This window comes from Saliniramus sp. (assembly GCF_035311605.1).
In the GTDB taxonomy this organism is placed as follows: Bacteria; Pseudomonadota; Alphaproteobacteria; order Rhizobiales; family Beijerinckiaceae; genus Saliniramus.
The window spans coordinates 1-23049 of record NZ_DATGCW010000256.1 but is presented as its reverse complement, the minus strand read 5'-3'; the positions used below and the strand labels follow the sequence as shown (position 1 = coordinate 23049).

The 23049-nt window shown below is 65.5% G+C and carries 25 protein-coding genes and 1 pseudogene; 16 read left to right on the top strand and 10 right to left on the bottom strand.

Annotation, left to right across the window (positions count from 1 at the left end; translation table 11 throughout):
* Positions 1–687, bottom strand: a pseudogene (locus tag VKP01_RS11700) (hypothetical protein); the annotation flags it as partial.
* Between the two features lie 240 nt (positions 688–927).
* On the opposite strand from VKP01_RS11700, the gene flgB reads away from it, so the two are divergent.
* From flgB to VKP01_RS11660, 8 genes are all read left to right on the top strand, one after another.
* A complete protein-coding gene (flgB, locus tag VKP01_RS11695) occupies positions 928–1326 on the top strand; it encodes a flagellar basal body rod protein FlgB (RefSeq protein ID WP_324412479.1) in 399 nt (132 codons plus the stop codon).
* 21 nt (positions 1327–1347) lie between these two features.
* On the top strand, positions 1348–1758 hold the full coding sequence (gene flgC / locus VKP01_RS11690; protein WP_324412478.1) for a flagellar basal body rod protein FlgC: 411 nt from the start codon (positions 1348–1350) through the stop codon (positions 1756–1758).
* 27 nt (positions 1759–1785) lie between these two features.
* Positions 1786–2106 (top strand): flagellar hook-basal body complex protein FliE, encoded by a 321-nt coding sequence (locus VKP01_RS11685; protein ID WP_324412477.1) that lies wholly within the window; start codon positions 1786–1788, stop codon positions 2104–2106.
* Positions 2107–2146: 40 nt separating this feature from the next.
* A complete protein-coding gene (fliQ, locus tag VKP01_RS11680) occupies positions 2147–2413 on the top strand; it encodes a flagellar biosynthesis protein FliQ (protein WP_074444336.1) in 267 nt (88 codons plus the stop codon).
* Between the two features lie 96 nt (positions 2414–2509).
* On the top strand, positions 2510–3265 hold the full coding sequence (gene fliR, locus VKP01_RS11675) for a flagellar biosynthetic protein FliR (protein ID WP_324412476.1): 756 nt from the start codon (positions 2510–2512) through the stop codon (positions 3263–3265).
* Positions 3266–3274: 9 nt separating this feature from the next.
* Positions 3275–4342 carry a flagellar biosynthesis protein FlhB gene (gene flhB, locus VKP01_RS11670; RefSeq protein ID WP_324412474.1) on the top strand — a complete coding sequence of 356 codons (1068 nt, stop codon included), beginning with the start codon at positions 3275–3277 and terminating at the stop codon, positions 4340–4342.
* 30 nt (positions 4343–4372) lie between these two features.
* Positions 4373–6901 carry a cell cycle histidine kinase CckA gene (gene cckA / locus VKP01_RS11665; RefSeq protein ID WP_324412472.1) on the top strand — a complete coding sequence of 843 codons (2529 nt, stop codon included), beginning with the start codon at positions 4373–4375 and terminating at the stop codon, positions 6899–6901.
* Positions 6902–7058: 157 nt separating this feature from the next.
* Positions 7059–8663, top strand: coding sequence for a gamma-glutamyltransferase family protein (locus VKP01_RS11660; protein WP_324412470.1), 1605 nt, complete (start codon positions 7059–7061; stop codon positions 8661–8663).
* A gap of 94 nt (positions 8664–8757) precedes the next feature.
* On the opposite strand, the gene VKP01_RS11655 is transcribed toward VKP01_RS11660, so the two are convergent.
* The 3 genes from VKP01_RS11655 to VKP01_RS11645 all read right to left on the bottom strand — a co-directional run bounded on the left by VKP01_RS11655 (position 8758) and on the right by VKP01_RS11645 (position 11830).
* Entirely contained in the window at positions 8758–9060 is a 303-nt protein-coding gene (locus VKP01_RS11655; protein ID WP_324412469.1) for a hypothetical protein, read from the bottom strand.
* A 312-nt stretch (positions 9061–9372) separates the two neighbouring features.
* Entirely contained in the window at positions 9373–9963 is a 591-nt protein-coding gene (locus VKP01_RS11650) for an NAD(P)H-dependent oxidoreductase (RefSeq protein WP_324412467.1), read from the bottom strand.
* Between the two features lie 55 nt (positions 9964–10018).
* Positions 10019–11830, bottom strand: coding sequence for an EAL domain-containing protein (locus tag VKP01_RS11645; protein ID WP_324412465.1), 1812 nt, complete (start codon positions 11828–11830; stop codon positions 10019–10021).
* 155 nt (positions 11831–11985) lie between these two features.
* Between VKP01_RS11645 and VKP01_RS11640 the strand changes: the two genes are divergently transcribed.
* From VKP01_RS11640 to VKP01_RS11610, 7 genes are all read left to right on the top strand, one after another.
* Positions 11986–12378 carry a RidA family protein gene (locus tag VKP01_RS11640; protein ID WP_324412463.1) on the top strand — a complete coding sequence of 131 codons (393 nt, stop codon included), beginning with the start codon at positions 11986–11988 and terminating at the stop codon, positions 12376–12378.
* Positions 12379–12421: 43 nt separating this feature from the next.
* Positions 12422–12637 carry a heavy-metal-associated domain-containing protein gene (locus VKP01_RS11635; RefSeq protein ID WP_324412461.1) on the top strand — a complete coding sequence of 72 codons (216 nt, stop codon included), beginning with the start codon at positions 12422–12424 and terminating at the stop codon, positions 12635–12637.
* Between the two features lie 261 nt (positions 12638–12898).
* The gene (gene rpsO, locus VKP01_RS11630; protein ID WP_074444344.1) at positions 12899–13168 is read left to right on the top strand and encodes a 30S ribosomal protein S15; all 270 of its coding nucleotides are present in this window, start codon (positions 12899–12901) and stop codon (positions 13166–13168) included.
* A gap of 301 nt (positions 13169–13469) precedes the next feature.
* Complete coding sequence (gene pnp / locus VKP01_RS11625; protein WP_324412458.1) at positions 13470–15692, top strand: polyribonucleotide nucleotidyltransferase; 2223 nt, start codon at positions 13470–13472, stop codon at positions 15690–15692.
* A gap of 252 nt (positions 15693–15944) precedes the next feature.
* A complete protein-coding gene (locus VKP01_RS11620) occupies positions 15945–16469 on the top strand; it encodes a hypothetical protein (RefSeq protein WP_324412456.1) in 525 nt (174 codons plus the stop codon).
* Positions 16459–17325 (top strand): HTTM domain-containing protein, encoded by an 867-nt coding sequence (locus VKP01_RS11615; protein WP_324412454.1) that lies wholly within the window; start codon positions 16459–16461, stop codon positions 17323–17325. The genes VKP01_RS11620 and VKP01_RS11615 overlap by 11 nt, the downstream gene beginning before the upstream one ends.
* A complete protein-coding gene (locus VKP01_RS11610) occupies positions 17300–17632 on the top strand; it encodes a thiol-disulfide oxidoreductase DCC family protein (protein ID WP_324412452.1) in 333 nt (110 codons plus the stop codon). Before VKP01_RS11615 ends, VKP01_RS11610 begins: the two co-directional genes overlap by 26 nt.
* A gap of 163 nt (positions 17633–17795) precedes the next feature.
* On the opposite strand, the gene VKP01_RS11605 is transcribed toward VKP01_RS11610, so the two are convergent.
* On the bottom strand, positions 17796–18851 hold the full coding sequence (locus VKP01_RS11605; RefSeq protein ID WP_324412450.1) for a glycosyltransferase family 4 protein: 1056 nt from the start codon (positions 18849–18851) through the stop codon (positions 17796–17798).
* 261 nt (positions 18852–19112) lie between these two features.
* Between VKP01_RS11605 and VKP01_RS11600 the strand changes: the two genes are divergently transcribed.
* On the top strand, positions 19113–20000 hold the full coding sequence (locus VKP01_RS11600; protein WP_324412448.1) for a sigma-70 family RNA polymerase sigma factor: 888 nt from the start codon (positions 19113–19115) through the stop codon (positions 19998–20000).
* A 10-nt stretch (positions 20001–20010) separates the two neighbouring features.
* Here the strand turns inward: VKP01_RS11600 and folD are convergent, their stop codons facing one another.
* The 5 genes from folD to VKP01_RS11575 form a co-directional block, all read right to left on the bottom strand.
* A complete protein-coding gene (gene folD, locus VKP01_RS11595; RefSeq protein WP_324412445.1) occupies positions 20011–20883 on the bottom strand; it encodes a bifunctional methylenetetrahydrofolate dehydrogenase/methenyltetrahydrofolate cyclohydrolase FolD in 873 nt (290 codons plus the stop codon).
* On the bottom strand, positions 20883–21260 hold the full coding sequence (locus VKP01_RS11590) for a DUF167 family protein (protein ID WP_324412443.1): 378 nt from the start codon (positions 21258–21260) through the stop codon (positions 20883–20885). Before VKP01_RS11590 ends, folD begins: the two co-directional genes overlap by 1 nt.
* A 2-nt stretch (positions 21261–21262) precedes the next feature.
* The gene (locus VKP01_RS11585) at positions 21263–21553 is read right to left on the bottom strand and encodes a YggT family protein (RefSeq protein WP_324412442.1); all 291 of its coding nucleotides are present in this window, start codon (positions 21551–21553) and stop codon (positions 21263–21265) included.
* Positions 21554–21665: 112 nt separating this feature from the next.
* The gene (trpS, locus tag VKP01_RS11580) at positions 21666–22706 is read right to left on the bottom strand and encodes a tryptophan--tRNA ligase (protein WP_324412440.1); all 1041 of its coding nucleotides are present in this window, start codon (positions 22704–22706) and stop codon (positions 21666–21668) included.
* Positions 22707–22803: 97 nt separating this feature from the next.
* Positions 22804–23049, bottom strand: a 246-nt coding sequence (locus tag VKP01_RS11575; protein ID WP_324412438.1) for a hypothetical protein, incomplete at its 5' end; no start/stop codon positions are given.

Here is a 23049-nt window from a genome sequence, read left to right as displayed (position 1 = left end):
TTGCGCCTGTCGCCCGAAGCCGAAGAGGCCGCGCCTGGCTTCTGCGTCAGGCTCTGCTGCGCGATTCTGCGCGGGCTGCGCGACGACCGGCTCCGTCGCCTGCGAGACGGCTTGCTGCGCAGGCGGTTCCATCTCCGGTTGTGCCCCGGCGTTCCGGGGCGACTGCGGGGCGAATTCCGGCTGCGGCGCGGGCTCTGCTTGTGGAGGGGGCGCGCCGGCGGAAGCGGGAGGCCCCGGCTCAGCGGCGGGTTGCGCCATCGCGGCGGCAAGAGGTGCCGCTGCTTGCGGGGGCGCGCCCTGCGGCAATCCGGGCTGATAGCCCTGCTGCCCGGTGATCGCCTGTTCCGGTGCGCGCTCGAACGGAACGTCCGTCGCCGGCGGGGCCATTGCCCGGCCATGAGGGGCGCGCACTATATTGCTCTCGATCACGCAATCATTCGGCCCGCCCAGCATGACGAGATGCTCGACATTGTCCCGGCGCAGCAGCACGAGCTGGCGCTGGCGGTCGAGATCATAGACATCGACGATACCCAGACGCGGCTGACGCCCGCGTCCGCGCTCGCCACCCATGGCGAAACGCTTGCCGCCGATCCGCTTCAGGACGATGGCGAACAGGGCCAAAAGGATCGCGATGATCGCGAAGGCGATGACGTATTGAACGACGGGTGAGACTTCAAAACCGAGCATAGATGGACGCACGCTCTTCTTTGCGCACGGCATGTAAAAAGCCGTGCCGGTCGATAGGGCTACACGCGTTATCGCCTTCAATGCATTTGCGCGCAAGCATTCTGTGGATTTCAACGGGGGAAAAGCGGCATTTGCATGTCATCCTTAACCCCTCCTTAACTCCCCGTTAACCATACGCACGGCAAATTTTGCCCAGTGCCGCCGGAGGGCCGCACGCGATTCGAGTAACGGAGAAGTCCGGTGTCCGTCGCAGGTCTGCCGCTGATCGAGAAGCTGAAGACGCGCATGCACTGGCACCAGGCGCGCCAGAAGGTGATCGCGGAAAACGTCGCCAATGCCGATACGCCCGGCTTCAAGCCGCGTGACGTGGCCGAGCCGCAGTTCGATGCGCGGGGGCGCACCGTCGGCGGCAATCTCCAGGTGGCGCGTACGGCGCCGGGGCATCTCGCCCTCGACCAGGCGCGTGCCGGCATGAGTGAACGCAACGCAACGCGCTTCGAGGTGCGCCCGAGCGGCAATGCCGTAAACCTCGAGGAGGAGATGCTGAGATCCGCGCAGAACCAGTCGGATTATCAGCTCGCCGCCTCTCTCTACGAAAAGAGCCTTTCGATGCTGCGCATCGCGACAGGCAGACGCTGAACTCTTTCAAGGTGATCGCCCATGGACTTCATGAAGACCATTTCCGTCGCCGCATCCGGCCTGAAGGCCCAGTCGGGCCGCATGCGTGTGATCGCCGAAAACCTTGCCAATGCGGATTCCACGGCAAACACCCCCGGCGGTGATCCCTATCGTCGGCGCGTGCCCACCTTCACCAACCGGTTCGACCGCGAATTGCAGTCGCACACGGTCCAACTCGGGCGCATCCGCGAGGACCAGGGTGCGTTCCGCACGCGCTTCGACCCCGGCCATCCCGCCGCCGACGAGAACGGCGAGGTGAAGCTGCCCAACGTCAATTCGCTCATCGAGCAGATGGACATGCGCGAGGCACAGCGCAGTTACGAGGCCAATCTCAACCTTGTCACCGCCACGCGCCGCATGATCACGCGAACGATCGACATCCTGCGCGCCTGACGGCGCGGCAAGAGGGAGTAGATGCCCATGGCTACCAACGCTTTCGCGGCCGGCGCCTATGCCGCCGTCCAGAATATCGGCCAGACCAGCGCCGCCGCCGGCGCCGGGCGCGCGACACAGACGGGGGAGTTGCCCGATTTCTCTGCCATGGTCGGCTCCGCCCTCGGCTCGGTGCGCGAGAGCGGGCAGGCCGCCGAGGCCCAGGCCGCCGCCGTCGCGGCCGGCAAGGCCGATGTCGTCGACGTCGTCACCGCCGTGGCCGAAAGCGAGGCTGCGATCGAGACACTCGTCGCCGTGCGCGACCGGATGATTCAGGCTTACGAGGAAATCATGCGCATGCCGGTCTGACGGCGCTCGCGCATCCATGAACAGGTATCGGAACAATTCCATGACAGGCTCGCTTATTCTCGATATCGCGCGTGACGGCATCTTCACCTTCCTGCGTGTCGGCGCGCCGGTGATGCTGGTGGCGCTGGGTGTCGGCCTCGCCATCTCGCTGGTCCAGGCCCTGACGCAGATCCAGGAGCAGACCCTGATATTCGTGCCCAAGATCATCGCCGTGTTCAGCTCGCTTCTGATCTTCCTGCCCTTCATGAGTGATGCGCTCGGCGGCTACATGCGTCGGATCGCAGAGCAGATCGCCACGGGAGGCTGATGACCAGCACGCGCGCATGCCGCGCGACGATTTTGATGGTGAGACACGGCACGAATCAGGAGCGCAGCGCGCGGAATATGGTTAACATCATCGCCCATGGACCTCCTGATTCCCCAGATCGCCGTGGCGTTCCTGCTCACCTTCGCGCGGGTCGGCACACTGGTGATGCTGCTTCCCGCCATCGGCGAGCAGTCACTGGGGGCGCGGGCGCGGCTGAGCTTCGCATTGTTGCTGACGCTCGTCATGTTTCCCGCGACGCAGGCAACGCTGCCGATCGGCGAGGGCGGGCCCCAGCTGATCACGCTCCTGATCAGCGAGATATTCGTCGGCCTGATGCTCGGCATGGCGACGCGGCTGATAATCGGCGCCTTGCAGACGGCGGGCACGATCATCGCGCAACAGATCGGTCTCGGCTTCGCCATGGCCGTCGATCCAGCCATGGGCGGTCAACAGGCTGCGATCGGCAATTTTCTCTCGCTGCTGGGCATCACGCTGATCTTTGCGACGGATCTGCACCATCTCGCCATTGCCGCGATCCGAAATTCCTACGATCTCCTGCCACCGGGCGGATTGCCTGCGGCAGGGGATGCCGCGGCGCTGGGCGTGCAGGCGGCCGCGCGCGGTTTTCGTCTCGCCATCCAGATCTCGGCGCCCTTTCTTGTCTTCGGGATCCTGTTCAATCTCGGGTTGGGCGTGCTTGCGCGCCTGATGCCGCAGATGCCGGTCTTCTTCCTCGGCTTGCCGGCGACAATCCTGCTCGGCATGGTGATTCTGTTCGCGGTGGTCGGTGTGATGATGGGCGTGTTTCTCGAGGATATCGGCGATTATCTCGCCGAGATCGCCGGACTGTGAGGCATCGCAATGTCTGAACAGGCGGAAGACGACGATCGTACGGAAGAGCCAACCCAGCGAAAACTGGATGAAGCCTTTCGCAAGGGTGATGTTCCCAAGAGCCAGGAACTCAACACACTCTTCGTGCTGGGCGGGCTGGCGCTGTGCATCGCCATTCTCGGAGGCCCGATGGGTGCGGGCTTCATGGATGAAATGCGCGGCTTCCTGATGAACGCGCATCAGGTGCCCTCCGACGGGGCGGGTTTCTACATCGTGGCGCGCAACATGCTGATCGGCATGCTCAGCGTGCTGGCGCTGCCCTTCATCTTCATCATGTTCGCCGGGCTGGCAGGCGGCGCCATCCAGCATCGTCCGCTCTGGACCGTCGATCCGCTACAGCCCAAGCTCGAGCGAATTTCGCTGATCAGCGGCGCCAAGCGTCTCTTCGGCATGGAGGCATTGGTGAATTTTGCCAAGGGCCTGCTCAAGATCCTGATCGTCGGAGTGCTCGCTGGAGTCATCCTGTGGCGGGAGCGTGATACTCTCGATCTGCTGGTTCAGGTCGAGCCGCAGATGATCCCGCAGGCGGCGCAGAGCGGCGCGATCAAGATGCTGCTCGGCATTCTGGTGCTGTTCTTCTTCGTCGCCGTGGCGGATCTCATGTATCAGCGCATGCGCTGGTTCAAGAAGCAGCGCATGACACGCAAGGAATTGCGGGACGAGTACAAGCAGACCGAGGGTAACCCCGAGGTCAAGGCCAAGATGAAGCAGACGCGCATGGCGCGCCTGCGCGGACGCATGATGGCCTCGGTGCCCGATGCCACGGTGATCATCACCAACCCCACACACTATGCCGTGGCCCTGAAATACGAACAGGGCATGCAGGCTCCGATCTGCGTCGCCAAGGGCGTCGATCACCTCGCGCTGCGCATCCGCAAGGTCGCGAACGAGAATGCCATTCCCATCGTCGAGAACCCGCCGCTCGCGCGGGCCCTGCATGCCAGCGTGGAAATCGAGGACGAAATCCCGGTGGAACATTACAAGGCGGTCGCGGAAGTGATCGGTTACGTCTTGCGACTGCGCCGTATTCGGGCATAAGTGACGTTCAGCACAGGCGGTTTCCAATCAATGGCTCCAACGGGCGACAAAGCACGCAGCACCATCGACAGGTCGGAGAAATCCGGCAATATCTGGCTTTTGGTGCTGCTCGCCATCGCACTGCCGGCGGCGTTTCTGGGGCTGAACCTGTTCAGTGGCGATCAGGCGCGCATGGCCATCATGGCGATCCTTGCCCTGCTCGCCGTGGCCGGCGTCTTCTTCGTCGCCGCCTATGCCATCGGCGCCCTGCAATTCTCGGGTGCGAGCGGGCGCAACGACCTCACCAAGGCCATGGCCGACAGCGCCGGCGAAGGGCTCGTCGTCACGGAAGAGAATGGTGGCATCGTCTATGCCAACGAGGCCTATCTCGCCTTTGCCGGCGCGCGCGATCCCGGGGATGTGAAGCCGGTCGAGCGTTTGTTCGTCGGCGCGCCGGAAGTCTCCGAGGCGATCTACCGGCTGGCCCAGGCCGCTCGCGAACATCGCGCGCTGGCCGAGGAGATACGCCTCTCGCCCGGCCTCGCCGGACGTGCGGATTTCGGCTGGTATCGGGTGCGTGTGCGCCCGCTCCCGCGCCTTGGCGGTGGCACGGCCACCTTGTGGAGCGTCTCCGACGTGACCCATGAGCGCGAGCGCCATGAGAACGTCTTCCAGGAGTTGCAGCACGCCATCGACTATCTCGATCACGCGCCGGCGGGTTTCTTCTCGGTCGAGATCGACGGCTCGATCGCCTACATCAACGCCACTCTCGCAGCCTGGCTCGGCCATGATCTCGCCGAGGTGGGCTCCGGAGGCCTCCGGATCGAGGATGTGCTGCCGGCCAATGTCGTGGCGATCATGACCACGATCACGGGCGCCCCCGGCGAAGTGCGCACGGAGACTTTCGATCTCGACATGCGTCGTCGTGACGGGCAGGCAATGCCGGTGCGGATCTATCACCGTGTCGCCTTCGGGCAGGACGGCGAGGTCGGTGCCTCGCGCTCGCTGGTGCTTAACCGCTCCGCCGGCGAGGAGGGCAGCGCCGAGGGGCAGCGCGCGGCAGAGGTGCGGTTTGCGCGTTTCTTCAACAACACGCCCGTTGCCATCGCCACGCTCCAGCGCGGCGGGCGGATCCTGCGCACCAATGCCTCCTTCGCACGGCTGTTCGGCCCCGCGCAGCGCGGCGAGGATGACGGGCCCAATCTGCTCTCTCAGGTCGCCGAGAGCGATCGCGAGGCGCTGTCGGCAGCCCTGCACGACGCGGCTGAGGCGCGCTCGGGCGTCGCTCCGGTGGAGGTCTCGCTCGCCGGTGACGGCGCCCGATCGGCGCGGATCTGGCTGAGCCCGGCCGAGGAGGGTGAGAACGAGGAGGGCGAGGCGGTCCTGCTCTATGCGCTCGATACCAGCGAGCAGCGCCAGCTCGAACGGCAATTCGCGCAGGCCCAGAAGATGCAGGCCGTGGGGCAGCTCGCCGGAGGCGTGGCGCATGATTTCAACAATGTCCTGCAGGCGATCATCGGCTATTCCGATCTGCTCCTGGCAAACCACCGCCAGACCGATCCTGCCTTTCAGGATATCATGCAGATCAAGCAGAACGCCAACCGGGCCGCGAGTCTGGTGCGTCAGCTGCTCGCCTTCTCGCGCCGCCAGACGCTGCGCCCCGAGGTGCTCCAGCTCGGCGACGTGATGTCTGATCTGTCGATGCTGCTCAAGCGCCTGCTCGGTGAGCGGGTCGAGCTCGACCTGCGCCACGGGCGCGATCTGTGGCCGATCAAGGCGGATGTGAACCAGTTCGAGCAGGTCGTGGTCAACCTGGCGGTGAATGCCCGCGACGCCATGCCCGATGGCGGCAAGCTCACCATCCGCACAGCCAATGTCGAGGCGCAGGAAGCAGAGGAACTCGCGTTGACCGGCATGCCGGGCGCCGACTACGTGCTGGTCGAGGTCTCCGATACCGGCAGCGGCATCCCGCCCGACGTGATGGACAAGATCTTCGAACCCTTCTTCACCACCAAGGATATCGGCAAGGGGACCGGGCTCGGCCTGTCGACGGTGTTCGGGATCGTCAAGCAGTCGGGCGGTTTCATCTATGCGGATTCCCGGATCGGGCAGGGGACCTCCTTCCGGGTGTTCCTGCCGCGCCATGTCCCGGAGGAGGGCGCCGACGAGGAACAGCCCCAGGCCGCGAAGGAGGAGGCACGTGATCTCACCGGTGAGGGTGTGATCCTGCTGGTCGAGGACGAGGATCCTGTGCGCGCCGTCAATGGCCGTGCGCTCACCGCACGCGGCTATACCGTGCTCGAAGCCGCATCCGGGCTCGAGGCGCTCGAGATCATGGAAGAGCAGGAGGTGCCCGTCGATCTCGTCGTCTCCGACGTGGTGATGCCGGAAATGGACGGGCCGACGCTGCTGCGCGAATTGCGCGGCAAGCATCCGGGGCTGAAGGTGATCTTCGTCTCCGGCTATGCCGAGGATGCGTTCCGCAAGAACCTGCCCGAGGGCGAGGAATTCAATTTCCTGCCCAAACCCTTCACCCTCAAGCAACTGGTCGAGACGGTGAAGGACGTGATGGCGCGCTGAGCAGCCGCTGCGACCGCGCGCCACGCCACATCCCTTTCGCCGTTTCCGCGCAGGATCAGGGGGCGCGCCCGCATCGATCAGAGATTATGATCGCGCGATATGCAGAATGCGCGAGTCGGTATTGCCGGCGCGTATCACCGAGGGAGACGATGGCCGCATGAACCGTGATTTCCAGCGCCCCGGGCGCTCCGCCGTCTACGGCACGCAGGCGATGATCGCCACCTCCCATCCGCAGGCCTCGCTGATCGGCGTCGAGGTGATGCGCAAGGGCGGCAGCGCCGTCGATGCGGCGATCGCCGCAACCGCCATGCTCTGCGTGGTCGAGCCGGCCATGACGGGAATCGGAGGCGATTGCTTCGCCATCATCGCGAAGCCGGGGGCAAAGCCCGTCACCATCAACGGTTCGGGTCGCGCGCCGGCGGCGAGCGACCGCGCGGCTCTGGCCGATCAGGGGCTGGGCGAGATCGCCGACAATTCCCCGCATGCGGTGACAATCCCCGGCGCGGTGGATGCCTGGTGCCGGCTGCATGAAGATTACGGCAGGCTCGATCTCGCGGAATTGCTCGAGCCGGCCGCCAAAGTGGCCGAGGAGGGCTATGCAATCGCCCCGCGCGTCGCTTTCGACTGGCAGGCCCATGCGAAGCGCCTTGCGCGCAACCCCGCCACGGCGGAGGTCTTCCTGCCCGGCGGGGCGCCCCCGGCGCTGGGCGCGCTCCATGCCCAACCCGCGCTCGCGGCCTCGCTGCGGCTGATCGGGCGCAAGGGTCGGGCCGGTTTCTACGAGGGTGAGGTCGCCGAGGACATCGTCGCCACGCTGAAGGCGCTGGGCGGCGTGCATGGGCTCGACGATTTCGCGGCGCAGACGAGCGCGTACGCAGCCCCGATTTCCGGGCGCTATAAAGGCCACGACATCCTCGAATGCCCGCCCAATGGCCAGGGGGCCACGGCGCTGCTCATCCTCGCAGCGCTCGAGAGCTGGGACGTCTGGACCGGCTGCACCGATCCGGGCGAGCGCATGCGGCTCTATCTCGAAGCCACCCGTGCAGCCTATTTCCTGCGCGATCGTGCCATCACCGATCCCGCCTTCATGCAGACGGGGGTCGATGATTTCCTCGGGCAGGCGGCGATCGATTTCGTGCGCCGCGAGGCGATGCGCCCGGCGCCCGACGCGCGTGCAGCCCACGCCGCGCGCAGGCTCGGCCCCGCTCCCTGGGAAACCGATACGATCTGTCTTTCGGTCGTCGATTCGGACGGGCTCGTCGTCTCCTTCATCAATTCCATCTTCCACCCCTTCGGCTCGACGCTGCTCGCGCCGAAAAGCGGCGTGATGCTGCATTGCCGGGGCGCGAGCTTCAGCCTCGAAGCCGGTCATCCCAACCGGCTCGAACCCGGCAAGCGCCCGATGCATACGATCATCCCCGGCCTCGTCATGCAGGGCGACAAGCCGGTCCTTCCCTTCGGCGTGATGGGCGGGCAGTACCAGTCCGGCGGGCATGCGCATCTGATGATGCGGCTCTACGAGCAGGGCATGCCGCTGCAGGAGGCGATCGACGCTCCACGCGCCTTCGCCTATCAGGGCGAGACGCAGGTCGAGACCGGCATTGATGCAGGTGTGGCGGATCATCTGGCGGCGAACGGCTGCGCCGTTACCGTTCTCGACGCGCCGCTGGGCGGTGCCCAGGCGATCGCCATCGACCATGCAACCGGCACCCTGACCGGCGCCTCCGATCCCCGCAAGGACGGCTGCGCGCTGGGCTGGTGAGCTGCCGGACCGGGCGGGCTTCGTGACGTGCGCCCTCCATGAAGGCCGCGCCAGAACTCCCCTCTCCCTGGTGGAGAGCGGAGATCGCGCTGCGTCACTCTCTTGCGCCCTGCCGCTCCAGCGGGATCAGGGGGGGGCTGGTTTGGCTCCAGCGGGAGCAAGGCCGGGTGTCATCGGACGGCACGTGGCGCAGGATGCGGTACTGGCCGGCGGCGTCACGGCGCAAGGTACAGACGAGTTCGCCATCGACCTCCGGCGCGGGACGCTTTGCGCGCAGGAGCGGCGCCGTCAGCAGCAGTATGAAGGCCGGTGGCACGATCAGCCAGAGCGCCTTGACCCAGTCCGTCAGTGATTGACAGGTGGCAAACAGCGTCTGCCAGAATGTCGTCTCTTCCATGCCCGAACGCCCCGAAACCATCCTGAAACCGGGTTTTCGTGGTCACCAGAGGTTCGCTCCGGTGACCGGGGATCTGGAAAGCCGCCTGTAGACGGCCGTACTGGCCTTTGGGCCGAAGCCTTGAACATACGCCAGCGCCTCCCCGGCCATGAAGGTCGAGGAGGTGTCTTTTCGGTCGCACCGACCGCTACAGGAAGGGGATTCTAGGCCGCGGAGCCGGATTTCACCGACCCTGTGGTGACCGTAAAAAAAGTATCATGAGTTGCAAAGAGTGGTTTTGGTTGTGTCGGCATACAACCAAGGCCGCATCGCTCACCGCAGGCGGGCGAGGCGGGTGCCGACCTTGTCGAGGAAACGGGTGCGCTCTTCGCGGGTTGCAGAATCCATGCGGTGAAGGCCGAGCCAGAAGGTTCGGACTTTCGGTGAGCACAGGACCGAGATCCCCGTCAGCAGCATGCGCCGGCCCGGCATACCCATCAGCCACCACCACCAGAGCGGCGAGCCCAGCGTCGAGATCGCGCCGACGACGCGGATCTGCGTCATCACGCGGGCGATCGGCTTGCCGCGCTCCGGCATCCTGAAAGTGGCGTGGGGGACGAAGACGCGGTCGATCCAGCCCTTGAGCATGGCCGGCGGGCCGTACCACCAGGTGGGATAGACGAAGACCAGCCCCTCGGCCTTGCGCAGCCGGGCGAGATGATCGGCGATCGGTTTCTCGTTCTCGCCGGGCGTATGATAGCCGCGCCGCTCATCGGCATCGAGCACGGGGTTGAAACCCTCGGCATAGAGATCGAGAAGGTCGACGCTGTGGCCGGCCTGTTTCAGGCTCTCGACCGCCCGATCGCGCAGGGCGGCGCCGTAGCTCTCCTCGCAGGGGTGAGAATAGACCAGCAGGATGTGCATGGGATGCGCATAGTCCTTTCATTGATGGCGGGGACGCTCCATGCCGGGGAAGCGCTCAGCCCGCACGCCGCAGGAAGGCACGGTAGGGCAGGCGCGGCTCGGGCGGATCGGGCGGCTCGGTCGGCGCACCGGGCGGCGGATTGGCGGCGTTCCTGCTTGGGGCGTTCTTACCTGTGGCGTTCTTGCTTGCAGCATTGTTGCCTGCGGAATCCGTGCCTGCGGCCGATCTGCTCATGGTCGACCTGTTAGCGATCGACCTCTGCGTGGCGGTGTTGCCCGCAGCGCGTGACCCGTCAGCGCCGGCATTCCCGGCCTGCTGAGCCGTGCCGGATCGTGAAGGCGGCGCGCTCTGCGGCGGTGTGGCCCGGCGCGCGAGGCCGGCGACGATATCGGGGCGTACGGCACGCGGCGGTGCGAAGACGTAGCCCTGCGCCAGCGGCACGTCGATATCGATCAGATCGGGCACGTCGGATTCGGTCTCCACCTTGTCGGCGACGAGCCGGATGCCCGCACGACCGAGCACGGTGGCGAGATCGGCGGTCTCGAAATCGAGGCCATGGCTCGGTTGCGGGTCGAGCAGCATGCGCGCGGGCAGCTTGGCATAGGCGACGCCGCGATCGGCGAGGCTCAGCGGGTCGAGCCGCATATCGGTGGCGCGGTCGAGAATGAAGAAGGCACCCTTTGCGCGCAGCTGCTCCAGCGCGCCGGCGGATTCCGCATCGAGCATGCGCCAGGCCCGCTGCGGAATCTCGAAGGCAAGGCGCCCCAGAATGTCGGGATAAGCCTCCAGAATACGTCCGAGCGCGCGCAGGAAGCCGGGCGTGCGCACGCTCGCTCCTGCGAGGTTGCAACTGACAAAACCCTCGCTGCCGCGATTGACCAGATGGCGCGCCACGGCGGCGGCGCGGGCGGCGACCTTGCCGTCGAGCTCGGGCAGGAGCTGCGATTCCTCCAGAACCGGCAGGAATTCATCCGGTTGAAGCAGGGTCTGCTCATCGAGGCGCAGACGCGCCAGCGCCTCGTAGAAACGCGTCTTGCGCTGGGGCAGGTTGACCACGGGCTGCAGGTGAATTTCGAGATGATCCTCGCGAAATGCCTGTATGATTGCGCGCTTGCGCACCTCCTCCGCCGGATCGGTGGCGGGTTCCGGTGGCTCTGGCGGGGCGGAAAACAGTGCGTCTTCCACGGCGGAGACGCCGCCGATCTGGGCATCACGGTCGTTCGCGGCAGGCTCCTGCGGGGTGAGCGGCAGCGGAGCGGTTTCGCCCATGGCAGGTGCGACTGACAGATCCGGACTGCTTATGCCCTCCTCGCCAATGCTGCCGGCGGGAGCGAGATCGGAAAGCTGGCCAGCCCAGCCGGTGCCGCCATCCGCTGCGTCTGCGGGCTGAGAAGGCTCCGCCGCGCGCATGTCCGCCGCGCGCATCAATGCAGCGCCGTCGAGGCGCTCGCGCAGGCCGACGATCTCCTCGGCCAGCGTCGCCACGTCGCGGTCATGGCCGGAGACGCTGCCGGCAAGATCGCGCAGAAGGCCGCTCAGCAGGGCGATCTCGCCGGAAACCTCGGCGACGGTCTTGCGTGTTTCGGCATGGGGATGGCGCTCGATCTCGGCCAGCCGCGCCTCCAGCCGCAGCAGCCGGCGGGCGACGATATCGAGATCATGGGCCGTCTTCGCGGCGAGCCCCGAGGCCCGCCCGGCCCGCCAGAACCCCGCTGCGGCGAAGGTGAAGACCGCGATCGCGCCGACACCGGCGAGCAGCATGCCCGGTTCCAGCGCCGCACCGAACAGGCTCCACAGGGCGATGGCCGAGGCAATGATCGCCACGGCACTGACCGCCCACAATGCCCAGTTTCTGATGCTCCCCATCGACACGACCTGCTCCACGCATGATGCGACACAAAAACTCGCAAATCGCTACTGGAAGTACCAGCCCAAATTTCGCCCCAACTTGCCCGGTCCACAGGCTTCCGGCAAGCTGTCACTGAATCCGGCGCCAAAACGATACCAGGAGAGGAACCAAGATGCCCGATTTCTTCAATCCGCCGACCATTCACGCCCCGGCCTCGTCCTATTCGCACGGCGCGACGCATGCCCTGACGGGGCGGCGTCTGGTGATTTCCGGGCAGATCGGGGTCCATCCCGATGGTGCCGTCGCCAAGGGGGTCGATGCCCAGCTCGATCTGGCCTGGGCCAACCTCCTCACCATCCTCCGCGCCGCCGACATGGAGATCCGCCATCTCGTCAAGGTGACCGTCTTCAGCACGCGCCCCGACACAGTGATGAATTTCCGCGCCGCGCGGGACAAGGCCTTGCAGGGTCACGCTCCGGCCACGACATATCTGCAGGTGGCCGGGCTCGCGGCTCCCGATCTGCTCGTCGAGATCGAGGCGGAAGCGGTGCGCGACGCGGATTGAGCCGGCTGCCACCGCGTGATCGACGTGTGCGAAGGAGAGTGCTATGAGCGAAACGTCCAAGATCAGCCTCGCCATCGAGGGCATGTCCTGCGGCGGCTGCGTCGCGGCGGTGGAGCGGATCGTGAAGAAGGTCGACCCGCAGGCCGTCATCCGGGTCGATCTCGATGCCGGCGCGGCGCAGTTGCGCACGCAGGCATCCGTCGAAACGGTCTGCGCCGCGCTCGACAAGGGCGGCTTCCCCGCGCAGGCGCGGGGCTGAACGCGAGTCGCAGAATCCCAGCCGCAGCATCTACAGAATCGCATGGCGGGATGCGATTTTCCGCTGGCATTTGCGCGCAGATCGACTATGTTGCGGCCATTCGCGAGGGCTTCGCCCGCGCGAACCATGGTGCTTGCGACCATGCTGGACGACATCCCGGCATCGCCGCAGCGCAGGGCCCCACGGCAAAGTCCGCCTTCGCGAGAAGCGGTAGTGCTGCGGGCACCCTTTTCAGTTCAAGTCTCATCGAAAGGAAAACCGATGTCGATCACGCCTGAGCGCAAGCAGGAACTGATCAAGGAATTCGGCGCGAAAGAAGGTGATACCGGCTCCCCGGATGTCCAGATCGCCATTCTCACCGAGCGGATCACCAATCTGACCGAGCATTTCAAGACCCATGCGAAGGACAACCATTCCCGCCGCGGTCTTTTGAAGCTCGTCTCGCAGCGTCGTTCGCTGCTTGACTATGTCAAGCGTCACGACGAGCCGCGCTATCGCGCTCTGATCGGTCGTCTCGGCATCCGCCGCTGACGCTACCTCGCGCGTCGGTTCGCCGGTGCGCATGACGAACCCGCCGGCGCAGGTGCGCATGCCCAGGGCCAATCCCGAGAGCATGTTTTTGCGCCGGCACCCGATGGTGGCCGAACGCGGTCACCGTCAGTACGAGAAGGCCCGGAGATGACCATGGCAGGATCGCCGGGGGTTTCGCGCCGGCACGGCCCGCACGCATCATGCATGCGCACGCGCCTCGCCCGGCATCCCGAAGAGAAGCCCCCCGCCGTCTTGCCCATGGTGTCGCCGAAGGCCGACATTGCATGAAAGCAAGGACGACATGTTCGATATCCAACGTGAAGAACTGATCTGGGCCGGCCGCAAGCTGGTTCTGGAAACCGGGCGCATGGCCCGGCAAGCCGACGGCGCCGTCATCGCCAGCTATGGTGACACGACTGTTCTCGCCACCGTGGTGGCCGCGAAGGAGCCGAAGCCCGGCATCGACTTCCTGCCGCTGACGGTGAACTACCAGGAGCGCACCTACGCAGCCGGTCGCATTCCGGGCGGCTTCTTCAAGCGTGAAGGCCGCCCCAGCGAGAAGGAGACACTGGTCTCCCGCCTGATCGACCGCCCGGTCCGCCCGCTCTTCCTCGACGGCTGGCGCAACGACACGCAGGTGATCGTGACTGTGCTCTCGCATGATCTTGAGAACGATCCCGACATCGTCGCCATGGTCGCGGCCTCCGCCGCCCTGACGCTCTCGGGCGTGCCCTTCGCCGGTCCGATCGGTGCGGCGCGCGTGGGCTATGTCGATGGTGGCTACGTGCTCAATCCGCCGCTGCCCGATATGGAGAATACCAAGCTCGATCTCGTCGTGGCGGGCACGAACGAAGCGGTGCTCATGGTCGAATCGGAAGCCCAGGAACTGCCCGAGGACATCATGCTCGGCGCGGTGATGTTCGGTCACAAGCATTTCCAGCCGGTGATCGACGCGATCATCCGCCTGGCCGAGAAGGCCGCCAAGGAGCCGCGCGATTTCGCGCCGACGGATCTCTCCGAGGTCGAGACGGCCGTGCTCGAGATCGCCGAAGCCGATCTGCGCGCCGCCTACAAGCATCGCGACAAGCAGGAGCGCTACGCCGCCATCGACGCCGCCAAGGCGAAAGTGACCGAGGCGCTTCTCCCCGAGGACGGCGAGCCGCGTTTCGCACCGGAAATGGTCAAGGCGACCTTCAAGGAAGTCCAGGCCAAGATCGTGCGCTGGGCCATTCTCGATGATGGCGAGCGCATTGACGGGCGCGACGTGAAGACCGTGCGTCCGATCGTCTCCGAAGTCGGCGTGCTGCCGCGCACGCACGGTTCGGCCCTGTTCACCCGTGGGGAGACTCAGGCGCTCGTCGTGGCGACGCTCGGCACCGGCGAAGACGAGCAGTTCATCGACGAACTGGAGGGCACCCGCAAGGAGCGCTTCCTGCTGCACTACAACTTCCCGCCCTATTCCGTGGGTGAGACGGGCCGCGTCGGTTCGCCGGGGCGCCGCGAAATCGGCCACGGCAAGCTGGCATGGCGCGCCCTGCGTCCGGTTCTGCCGCCGGCGCACGAATTCCCCTACACCCTGCGCCTCGTCTCCGAGATCACGGAATCGAACGGTTCCTCCTCGATGGCGACCGTCTGCGGCGGTGCGCTTTCGCTGATGGATGCGGGTGTGCCCCTGCGCCGCCCGGTGGCAGGTATCGCCATGGGCCTGATCCTCGAGGGCGAGCGCTTCGCGGTGCTCTCCGACATTCTCGGCGACGAGGATCATCTCGGCGACATGGACTTCAAGGTGGCCGGCTCGGATGTGGGCATCACCTCCCTGCAGATGGACATCAAGATCGCCGGCATCACCGAGGAGATCATGCGCGTTGCACTCGATCAGGCCAGGGGTGGGCGCACGCACATTCTGGCGGAGATGCAGAAGGCCCTCGACGCTCCGCGCGCCGAGCTCGGTGAGCATGCCCCGCGCATCGAGGTGATGCAGATCCCGAGCGACAAGATCCGCGAAGTCATCGGCACCGGCGGCAAGGTCATCCGCGAGATCGTGGAGAAGACCGGCGCCAAGGTGAATATCGAGGATGACGGCACGGTGAAGATCGCTTCTGCCGACGGCAAGTCGATCGCTGCGGCCAAGAACTGGATTCGCTCGATCGTGGCCGAGCCCGAGAAGGACGAGATCTACGAGGGCAAGGTCGTCAAGGTGATGGAATTCGGCGCCTTCGTGAACTTCTTCGGTTCGCGCGACGGTCTGGTCCACATCTCCGAACTCGCCCCGCAGCGCGTCGCCAAGGTCACCGATGTGGTCAAGGAAGGCGACACCGTGAAGGTCAAGTTCCTCGGCATGGACGATCGCGGCAAGGTACGCCTGTCAATGAAGGTCGTCGATCAGGAGACCGGCGAGGACATCTCGGAAAAGATCAAGGCCGAGCGGGAAGCCGAGCGCGCGGCGCGCGGTGAAACCGGCGAGGATGATCGCGAAGATCGCGGTGACCGCCGCCCCCGCCGCCCGCGTCGCCATTCGGAGTGAAGTGGCTCGGAGTGAAGTGGCATTGTATGGCCGGGGCTGATGTCCCGGTCTGAGAATTGTCCGGCCCGCGATATTTTTCGCGGGCCGTTTGCGTTTCGGCGCTGTCGTGCGTCACGCTTCATGGCGTGCGCGGCGCGGTGGGTGCCCTTTTGAAGCGTTGATCCGCTGCGCAGAGGCGCGCATACAACCGCATTAGACGCAGCTTAACATCTTTCATCTAGCCTCATCGCAGGTCTCGATCAGGAGAGGGGCATGCAGGGTGATAACATGTCTGCTGATGCGCGCAGGGAAGGCTCGGGCCCGCGCCCCGGCGGTTTGCCGACGCAATTGCGACGAGCCGGCTTCGTGGGGATCGCCCTGTTCATCCTGCTCGCGCCGTCTGCCGGGCAGGTTTTCGGTGTCAAGCACCTGCTATTGCGCGAATGGGTGATGTATTCCGGTGTCGGTGTCGGTATTCCCAGGGGCGAGTTCCGGATCTGGCGCGGCGACCATATGGTGGCGACGCTGTCACCGCTCGAGGCTCTGGATCTGCCGGCTTATCCGAGCGTCATCCATTACACCTTCGCGCATCGCGTTCTCGATGATGCGGATTTGCCGGGCTTTGCCGCGCGTCTGTGCGAAACGCTCGCGGACCATGGCGGTGACCGGGTGAGTTTCGCGGGCGTGGTGGGAACGCGCGATGGTTGGCGCAGTGCGCAGCATGACGATTTGTGCGCGCGTGACGGTCATCGCATCACCGCAGCAGGATCGCAACGGGAGGCGAAGCATGACCGTTGATCTGAAGACGATTGCTGCGCGGTTCGATCAGTGGGGGCCCTCCCTTACCGGATCGACGCGCGCCGTCGCGCTGATGCGCATTGCGCTCGCAGTCATCGCGATCACGCGCTTTGGCGGAGAGATCGGTTTCCACCAGGCGCAGAACCCCGCGACATTGCTTCTCTCGGGGCTGTTCTTTCTGCTGGTGGCGATGATGTTCGTCGGTTATCTGAGCCGGATTGCCTGTATCGGGACCGGGCTGAGCGTCATGTGTCTCTATATCGCGGGTGCGCTCACACAGACGGCGGGCTGGTCCCACCATCACGTCTATCTGCTCGGCACCGCCTGCCTCCTTCTGGCGCTGACCGAATGCGGGCGCTCCTATTCCCTCGACCGCTGGCGGGCGCTCAATGCCGCGCGGCGGGCCCGACCGACGCAGCCGGAACCGCGCGAATACGGGTTCTTGCTGGGGCAGCGCCTGATAGCCCTGCAATTGTCGGCGATGTATTTCTGGACTGCCATCGACAAGACCGATCGCGCCTTTCTCTCCGGAGAGCGTTTAGAGCAGACATTCGTGTGGGTCTATTCCGGGCGTGCCCTCGATTTCGTCCTCGCCTATCCCGAAATGATCGCATTGTTGTCCGTAATCGTCGTGATCGTCGAATACGTCTTGGCCGTTGCGATCCTCGTGCCGCGCTGGCGGATCTGGGTGGTGCCCATGGGCCTTGCCCTGCATGCGGGTTTTTATCTCATGCTGCCGGTTCACACCTATTCCGCAACGGCCATGGTGCTCTATCTGGCCCTGCTCGACCCGGCACGCGTCCACAGCTTCATTGATCGGATACAAGGCCATGAGCGCGTTGCGCATCATCTATGACGGCGAATGCCCATTCTGCTCGCGCTATGCCGCTTATCAGCGCCTGCGCGCGGAATACACGGTGCATCTCGTCGATGCCCGGGCGGAGCCCGAACGCGCGGCAAGCTACGGGCTCGATCTCAACGAAGGCATGATCGTCGATCTCGACGGACGCGTCTATCACGGTGCCGATGCCGTGTGCCTGCTCTCGCAGCTCTCGCAGCGTCCGGGTCCATTGCGCAATGCAAAGGTTGCGCGAGCGCTCTATCCGTTCCTGCGTTTCGGGCGCAACATGACGTTACGCCTTCTGGGTCGCAAACCGATCTGACGGGTGCGACATCCGGGCAGGATACATGGGCAGCCTACATGGGCAGCCTACATGGGCAGACTACATGGGCAACCGCAACATCTTCGCCCGGATTCTGTGAGGATCCGATAGCCGATGCCTGCATGACCGCGATATGTGTCCGCCGTATTCTGCAGCGTGACGCTCATGCGACCATTACCTCCACTGCTGCATCGAACGCCGTCGCAAAAGCAGCCGTCGTGTAATGCGCCTGAAAGCGCGCATGGCCGCGTGTTGCGAGGTCTTCGCGCAGGGCCGGATCGGTGATCAGGGTCTCGATGGCCCGCGCGAGCGGTCCGGGCTCGGGAGAGGGCAGTGCATATGCGCAATCGCCGATCACCTCACCCAACCCGCCGGCGCGGGTAGCGATCAGGGCGAGGCGGGCGGCGAAGGCCTCGACGGCGACGCGGCCGAAACCCTCTGCATGCGAGGCGAGCACCGCGATGCGCGCGGACAGGCATTCTTCGCGCACGGTGTCGAAGGGGAGCTCTCCGGTGAGGGTGATGGCCGGGCACGCGGCAATCGTGCGCGCGAAGGCTTCGCGGAAGGGCCGGTCGCCGGCCAATGGCCCGATGAAGCGCGCCTGCCAGCCCGGATGCTGCGGCAGCACTTCGGCGAGCGCCTGCGCCACGGCAAGCGATCCCTTCTGCGGCTCGATGCGGCCCACCATCACGATCGTGTCGCCGCGTGATGAATCGATGCCGGTCCAGAATTGCGGATCGATGCCGTTGGGCACGACGAGGCGCGGGCGACCATTGGCGGGATAGAGCCCGCCGAAGACGTCATGCGCGGCTTCACTGACGAAGATCATCCCCGCGAGATCCCGGTAATCACGCGCGCGCCACCAGCGCCGGAACCCGCTCAGCCGCTTCGGCATCCCGTGCAGATACAGCACGACGCGCCGATCGGGCAGGAGACGCGCGAGCCGCGCGGCGCTCGGCGCGTGCTGGTGCACGATGACGAGATCGGGATCATGTGCCGCTGCAGCCCGCGCCGCGCCACGCATCCGCTGACCCACGCTGCGCCCGGAAAACGTCGTGACCGGCATGTCTTCGTAGAGCCCCGGGGCATCCTCGCAGATCACGCGCATATCGCCGCCATGGCGGCTGTGCAGCACAGCATCGCGCGCGCAAAGATCGATCGATGTGGCGCCGGCGGGCCCGAAATGCATGTTGCGCGGCAGGACGATGGCGATCCGCATCAGCGCGTTGCTCCCCGCGGTCGCCCGGTTCGTCGACTGCAAAGGATTTGCTGCGTATCGATTGCCATCGCTGTTGCAACCCTTTCCGACCTGATCATTGCGGCTGCGCCCTTGTTGCGCGCTGAAGCGTGTCTTGCAAGGTTTCGCGTTGAGGCACCCTTTTGCAAGGAAACTCGGCAGCAAACTTGATAGCGTTTCGAAACTGGATTGACGGATATGTGCCGAGGTTTTAGTTTCGTATCGAAATCAAAGAGGCGCGTGATGAATATCCATGTTCCCTTCCAGGCCGCTGATAGCCGCCCGCTCGGGCGCTACGACCAGATCGATCAGTCGACCGAGACGGCGCTGGCCCGGGCCTGGCGGGAGCGCGGTGACCGGGGTGCGCGCGACCGGCTGATCCTCGCCCACCGTCGCCTCGCCCAGGGCGCCGTCGCGCGCATGGCCGGGCGCAGCGGCGAGAATCACGATGACCTGATGCAGCAGGCCTATCTCGGCCTGATGAAGGCCGCCGACCGGTTCGATCCGGACAAGGGTGTGCGCTTTTCAACTTATGCCCGCTGGTGGATACGCGCGGAGATCCAGGAATACCGGGTGCGCAACTGGGCCATGGTCCAGATCGGTTCCTCGGCGGCGCAGAAGATGATCTATCTGCATCTGCGCCGGCTGGAGAGCCGCCATGGCATGGTCCATGGCGAGCAGCCGAATGATGCGCAGATCAATGCGGAATTGTCGCGCATCATGCAGCTTCCCGAGAAGCGGATCGCCACCCTGCGCGAGCGCATGAGTGTGCGCGACGTCTCCCTCGATCAGCGTCCGGAGGAGGATTCGGAGGATGGCGAGACGCTCGACATTGTCGATGAGAACGCTCCCGACCCGGAAGCGCAAGCCCTCGACAGCCTGAGCCGCGAGAAGCTGCGCACCCATCTCGCCGGTTATCTCGACCGACTGCCGCCACGCGAGCGTGCCATCGTGATCGATTATTACGTCTCCGACCCGCCGCGCACGCTGAGCGAACTCGCCGAGACCCATGCCGTGTCGCGCGAGCGCATCCGGCAGATCCGCGAACAGGGCATGCGCAAGCTGCGCCGCTGGTTTGCGGAGGATGGCTTTGCAATGAGCGAAGAAGCCGAGGCGGCCGCCGTCGGCTGAATGGCCCGGCTCAGCGCTGGCGCTGCCGCGCGGCGGTGAGCGTGTTCTGCAACAGGCAGGCGATGGTCATCGGCCCGACGCCGCCGGGGACCGGGGTAATCGCGCCCGCGACCATCCGCGCCTCGTCAAAGGCGACATCGCCGACGAGGCGGGTCTTGCCGTCTCCTGCGTCCGGGTTGGGCACCCGGTTGATCCCGACATCGATGACGATGGCGCCGGGCTTGATCCAGTCGCCGCGCACCATTTCCGGGCGCCCGACCGCCGCGACGAGAAGATCGGCGCGCCGGCAGATCGCGGGGAGATCACGGCTGCGCGAATGCGCCATCGTGACGGTGCAATTTTCCGCAAGCAGCAATTGCGCCACCGGCTTGCCGACGATGTTGGAGCGCCCCACGACCACCGCTTCCATCCCGGAGAGATCGGGGCTCGCGCTTTTGGCGAGAATGACACAGCCGAGCGGCGTACAGGGCACGAGGCCGGGCAGGCCGGTGGCGAGGCGCCCGGCATTGACCGGGTGAAACCCGTCCACATCCTTGTCCGGATCTATCGCCGCGATCACTTTCTGCGCGTCGATGTGATCGGGCAGGGGCAGTTGCACGAGGATGCCGTCGACGGCCTCGTCGGCGTTGAGCCGGGCGACGAGGGCGAGCAGATCAGCCTCGGGCGTGTCGACTGGCAGGCGATGCTCGAAGGAGGCCATGCCGATCTCGCGGGTCTGCTTTGCCTTGTTGCGCACATAGACCTGGCTCGCCGCATCCTCACCCAGCAGCACCACGGCGAGGCCGGGGGTGATCCCGGTGCCTGCGAGCGTCGTGACTTCGCCGGCGAGGCGGCTGCGCAGAGCGGCGGCGACGGCCTTGCCGTCGATGATGGTGGCGCTCATCACGATGATCCTCGATACGATGCATTGCGGGCAAAGGGCTCGCGCTGTGCGAGCAGGGTTGAAACGGATTGCGCGAGCGTTTGCGGATCGCTTTCCAGGTGCAGGCTCTTCAGCCGCGCGCCCGCCCCGGTCATGAGGCTGATCCGGGCGGGTGCGATGCCCAGAGCCCCGGCGATCAGCGCGATCACGGCCTTGTTGGCCTTGCCGTGTTGCGCTTTCGCGCGAACGGCGACGGCCAGCACATCGCGCCCGTCACCGACATCCTGAACGCCCCGGATCGCGGCCTGCCTGGCGCCGGGCGCGACGCGCAGATCGAGGCTGATCCCGTCTTCGCGCGCCCTCCAGGCAGGGCGCGCAGGTGAGGGCGCCCCGGTCATGATCAGAAGGCGATCGGGTAGAGGTAGCGGATGATCACCTGCTGCAGGAAGAAGATGCCAAGCAACAGGATGATCGGTGAAAGATCGATACCGCCGAGATCCGGCATGATCCGCCTGATGCGCGCGAGCGCCGGTTCGGTCACCCGGTGGAGGAAATCGAAGATCATGCGCACGAAATCGTTGCGTGTGTTGATCACGCCGAAAGCCACGAGCCAACTCATGATCACCATGGCGATGACGAGCCAGGTATAGATCCGCAGGGCCAGCATTATGACGTCGAGAACAGCAAGCATGGGGCGCGTCCAGTCTGGAGAAAGCGATTCGGTCAGGCAGGGCGCGCAGGCCCCCCACAGGGTTTAGCGCCCCGGGCCGCTGCCGACAACCATGGCGGCGACAGGTGAGCGCTCAAGGGCGACGCACGAAGCCGAGAATGTCGCGCACGTCGTCCATGGTCTTCGACGCGATCGCCTCGGCCCGGTCGGCGCCATCGGCGAGGATCGCATCGATATGGCCGGGATCGGCGGTCAGCCGGCGCATCTCGTCGGCGATCGGCGCGAGCTTCTCCACGGCGAGATCGACGAGCGCGCCCTTGAAGGTGGAGAATTGCGCACCGCCGAATTCATCGAGCACGCTCTGGCGCGGCATGTCGCGGAGCGCCGCGAAGATACCCACGAGATTATCTGCCTCCGCGCGGCCTTCGAGGCCTTCGAGCGCGCTCGGCAGCGGCTCGGGATCGGTCTTGGCCTTGCGCACCTTCTGGGCGATCGTGTCGGCATTGTCGGTGAGATTGATGCGCGAATAATCCGAAGGGTCCGATTTCGACATCTTCTTCGTGCCGTCGCGCAGGCTCATGATCCGCGTCGCCGGTCCCTGGATCAGCGGCTCCGGCTGCGGGAAATATTCCTCGCCATGGCCGAGATCGGCGATCATGTCCGCCCAGTCATTGTTGAACTTCTGGGCGATGTCGCGCGAGAGTTCGAGATGCTGCTTCTGGTCGTCGCCCACGGGGACATGGGTGGCGCGGTAGACGAGGATATCGGCAGCCATCAGGGTCGGATAGGCGAACAGCCCCACCGAGGCATTCTCGCGATCCTTGCCGGCCTTCTCCTTGAACTGGGTCATGCGGCTGAGCCAGCCCATCCGCGCCACGCAGTTGAACACCCAGGCAAGCTCGGCATGCTGGGGCACCTGCGACTGGTTGAAGACGATGTTCCTCTTCGGATCGATGCCGGCGGCGATGAAGGCGGCCGTGACCTCGCGGATCTGGTCCTTGAGCAGGCGCGGATCCTGCGGCACGGTGATGGCGTGCAGATCGACCACGCAATAGATGCAGGAATAATTCTCCTGCATGGTGACGAAGCGGCTGATCGCACCAAGATAATTCCCCAGATGCAGATTGCCCGTCGGCTGCACACCGGAAAACACCAATTCCTCAAAACCGGCCATCGACATACCCCTTTCGCGCCGACCCAAACGCGCGTAGTGCGGGATTATGGCAAGCCGCGACGGGATGCAAGGGCAGGGAGGCCACACCGGGCTTGCGTCAGGCCGCCCTGTGTGATCGGCGCATCGCGTGCCGGGGATCATGGCGCCCGAGCGTGCCCGCACAGATCGCGAGCAGGCCGTAGACGAGCATCGCCGCGAGGCAGAAGGCGATCAGGACGGGAAGGCTGGTCAGCGGCAGGAATGCCTGCGCGCCGACGACGAAGAGCGCGAAGGCGGTGTTGGCGGCGATCAGGCGCGCAAGCCGCCAGCGGATCAGCGCCGTATGGCGGGGCCGCCTGCCTCG

Bases quoted from the DNA above. Each gene is read 5' to 3' on its own strand.
- flgC (WP_324412478.1), top strand. From the start codon at position 1,348: ATGGACTTCATGAAGACCATTTCCGTCGCCGCATCCGGCCTGAAGGCC.
- VKP01_RS11685 (WP_324412477.1), top strand. From the start codon at position 1,786: ATGGCTACCAACGCTTTCGCGGCCGGCGCCTATGCCGCCGTCCAGAAT.
- fliQ (WP_074444336.1), top strand. From the start codon at position 2,147: ATGACAGGCTCGCTTATTCTCGATATCGCGCGTGACGGCATCTTCACC.
- fliR (WP_324412476.1), top strand. From the start codon at position 2,510: ATGGACCTCCTGATTCCCCAGATCGCCGTGGCGTTCCTGCTCACCTTC.
- flhB (WP_324412474.1), top strand. From the start codon at position 3,275: ATGTCTGAACAGGCGGAAGACGACGATCGTACGGAAGAGCCAACCCAG.
- cckA (WP_324412472.1), top strand. From the start codon at position 4,373: ATGGCTCCAACGGGCGACAAAGCACGCAGCACCATCGACAGGTCGGAG.
- VKP01_RS11660 (WP_324412470.1), top strand. From the start codon at position 7,059: ATGAACCGTGATTTCCAGCGCCCCGGGCGCTCCGCCGTCTACGGCACG.
- VKP01_RS11655 (WP_324412469.1), bottom strand. From the start codon at position 9,060: ATGGAAGAGACGACATTCTGGCAGACGCTGTTTGCCACCTGTCAATCA.
- VKP01_RS11650 (WP_324412467.1), bottom strand. From the start codon at position 9,963: ATGCACATCCTGCTGGTCTATTCTCACCCCTGCGAGGAGAGCTACGGC.
- VKP01_RS11645 (WP_324412465.1), bottom strand. From the start codon at position 11,830: ATGGGGAGCATCAGAAACTGGGCATTGTGGGCGGTCAGTGCCGTGGCG.
- VKP01_RS11640 (WP_324412463.1), top strand. From the start codon at position 11,986: ATGCCCGATTTCTTCAATCCGCCGACCATTCACGCCCCGGCCTCGTCC.
- VKP01_RS11635 (WP_324412461.1), top strand. From the start codon at position 12,422: ATGAGCGAAACGTCCAAGATCAGCCTCGCCATCGAGGGCATGTCCTGC.
- rpsO (WP_074444344.1), top strand. From the start codon at position 12,899: ATGTCGATCACGCCTGAGCGCAAGCAGGAACTGATCAAGGAATTCGGC.
- pnp (WP_324412458.1), top strand. From the start codon at position 13,470: ATGTTCGATATCCAACGTGAAGAACTGATCTGGGCCGGCCGCAAGCTG.
- VKP01_RS11620 (WP_324412456.1), top strand. From the start codon at position 15,945: ATGCAGGGTGATAACATGTCTGCTGATGCGCGCAGGGAAGGCTCGGGC.
- VKP01_RS11615 (WP_324412454.1), top strand. From the start codon at position 16,459: ATGACCGTTGATCTGAAGACGATTGCTGCGCGGTTCGATCAGTGGGGG.
- VKP01_RS11610 (WP_324412452.1), top strand. From the start codon at position 17,300: ATGAGCGCGTTGCGCATCATCTATGACGGCGAATGCCCATTCTGCTCG.
- VKP01_RS11605 (WP_324412450.1), bottom strand. From the start codon at position 18,851: ATGCGGATCGCCATCGTCCTGCCGCGCAACATGCATTTCGGGCCCGCC.
- VKP01_RS11600 (WP_324412448.1), top strand. From the start codon at position 19,113: ATGAATATCCATGTTCCCTTCCAGGCCGCTGATAGCCGCCCGCTCGGG.
- folD (WP_324412445.1), bottom strand. From the start codon at position 20,883: ATGAGCGCCACCATCATCGACGGCAAGGCCGTCGCCGCCGCTCTGCGC.
- VKP01_RS11590 (WP_324412443.1), bottom strand. From the start codon at position 21,260: ATGACCGGGGCGCCCTCACCTGCGCGCCCTGCCTGGAGGGCGCGCGAA.
- VKP01_RS11585 (WP_324412442.1), bottom strand. From the start codon at position 21,553: ATGCTTGCTGTTCTCGACGTCATAATGCTGGCCCTGCGGATCTATACC.
- trpS (WP_324412440.1), bottom strand. From the start codon at position 22,706: ATGGCCGGTTTTGAGGAATTGGTGTTTTCCGGTGTGCAGCCGACGGGC.